This is a genomic window from Mycobacterium sp. 1165178.9, assembly GCF_001673555.1.
Taxonomy (GTDB): Bacteria; Actinomycetota; Actinomycetes; order Mycobacteriales; family Mycobacteriaceae; genus Mycobacterium.
In genome coordinates, this window is record NZ_LZMB01000047.1 from 1 (window position 1) to 1,707 (window position 1,707).

Annotated in this window: 4 protein-coding genes; 3 read left to right on the forward strand and 1 reads right to left on the reverse strand. The window is 64.1% G+C overall.

Features of this window, described 5'->3' with window-relative positions:
• Positions 1-386, forward strand: a 386-nt coding sequence (locus A5652_RS02525; RefSeq protein ID WP_156745116.1) for an aldehyde dehydrogenase family protein, incomplete at its 5' end; no start/stop codon positions are given.
• Here the strand turns inward: A5652_RS02525 and A5652_RS29065 are convergent.
• The gene (locus A5652_RS29065; RefSeq protein ID WP_369805730.1) at positions 383-772 is read right to left on the reverse strand and encodes an enoyl-CoA hydratase-related protein; all 390 of its coding nucleotides are present in this window, start codon (positions 770-772) and stop codon (positions 383-385) included. The two genes, A5652_RS02525 and A5652_RS29065, sit on opposite strands and share 4 nt — an antisense overlap.
• Before the next feature lie 169 nt (positions 773-941).
• On the opposite strand from A5652_RS29065, the gene A5652_RS28900 reads away from it, so the two are divergent.
• Positions 942-1,073, forward strand: a complete 132-nt coding sequence (locus tag A5652_RS28900; RefSeq protein WP_003874074.1) for a hypothetical protein — start codon at positions 942-944, stop codon at positions 1,071-1,073.
• Between the two features lie 89 nt (positions 1,074-1,162).
• A partial coding sequence (locus A5652_RS02535) for a TetR/AcrR family transcriptional regulator (RefSeq protein ID WP_067346311.1) occupies positions 1,163-1,707 on the forward strand: 545 nt, incomplete at its 3' end.

Consider the following 1,707-nt stretch of genomic DNA (forward strand, 5'->3'; position numbering starts at 1 on the left):
AGGGCCTGGACAACGGTTTCTTCGTGCAGCCCACCGTCTTCGCCGACGTCGACAACAAGATGACGATCGCCCAGGAGGAGATCTTCGGGCCGGTGCTGAGCATCATCCCGTTCGACACCGAAGAGGACGCGATCAAGATCGCCAACGACTCGGCCTACGGCCTGGCCGGCAGCGTGTGGACCACCGACATTCCCAAGGGCATCGAGATCTCGGAGAAGATCCGCACCGGGACCTACGCCATCAACTGGTATGCGTTCGACCCGTGCTGCCCGTTCGGCGGGTACAAGAACTCCGGCATCGGTCGCGAGAACGGACCCGAGGGCGTCGAGCACTTCACGCAGCAGAAGAGCGTGCTGATGCCGATGGGCTACACCGTCGAGAGTTAGCGCCTATACGCCGAGCGTGCGGCTAGCCACACATTCGCGCCCGAGCGTGCGGCCAGCCGCACATTCGCACTGCCTAGCGCCCGACACAGCTCCCCGCTGGCGATCCCGGGGCCGACGTCGATGAGATCCAGACCCGCGGTGAAGTGCTTGCCCTGCGCGTACAACACGCCGGCCCGCACCGACGGATCCGACTCCAACACGCCGTAGGCGCGGGAAAGGTCGGCGAGCATCGCGCGGTCGACTGCATCGCGTTTGTGCGGCCGGTTCAGGCCGATGAGTAGGACATGCCCCTCGCGCTGCAGCGCCACGGGGTTCAGATCCGATAGGGGCGAGGGCTCGGGGTTGCCCCCACCGGCCCAGTGAATCGAAATCCAGAGATTATGCAAAAAAGCATAATTTTCGAGGTTTTACGGAGCCGTCAGCGCGACGTCGCGACGCCGTCGTGCGTATTTTCTGCGATATACGTCACACTGAGCCGGAGAAATAGATTAATTTACGGATGTCTTATATGGTTCATAGCATAATCAAGGGCCGTACACAGGCCGGGAGAACATCATGTGGATCATCGAGCTCAACGTCGCCGGCTATCAATTCACCCGCGAGATGCCGGACTTGCGGCGCCGCACATTCCGCTTTAGCCCGCGTCATATGCACTGGCCGGCGTTGCGGCACTCGCACGCTGCATGACCCCGGCCACAGGAGGTGCGTCAGTGCCGACTATCGGTAAGTCCGCGCGGGAACAATCCCCCACAAAGCGCGGGGGCACCCGAACGAAAATGTTGGCCAGCGCCGCCGAGGTGATGCGCGAACGCGGAGCGGCGGGCGTCACCATCGACGCCGTCCTCGCCCGCAGCGGCGCCCCACGGGGCTCGGTTTACTACCACTTTCCCGACGGGCGCAACCAGATCCTGACGGAGGCGCTGCGCTACTCCGGCGACTCGATCACGGCCATGATCGACGACGCCGCCGGGCGGGGCGCCCGAGTGTTATTGCAGGAATTCGTGAAATTCTGGGAGCGGCTGCTAACCGAGGGCGGATTCACCGCCGGCTGTCCGGTCGTGGCGGCGGCGATCGGCTGTTCGGACGACGACGGGCCCAAGCTCTCCACCGAGGCCGGCGCTATTTTGGGCCGCTGGTGCACCGCGCTTACCCGCGCGTTCGTCAACGACGGCTTCGACCATGCCGACTCCGCGTCGCTGGCCGTGATGTCGATCGCCGCGCTGGAGGGCGCCATCGTGCTCTCCCGCTCCACACGCAATGCGGGCCCGCTACACCAGGTGGGCGAGCAGCTCGAATTCTTGATCAAGGCAAAGGAATTCGT

Coding starts and splice junctions, on each gene's coding strand:
- A5652_RS28900 (WP_003874074.1), top strand. CDS start 942: ATGTGGATCATCGAGCTCAACGTCGCCGGCTATCAATTCACCCGCGAG.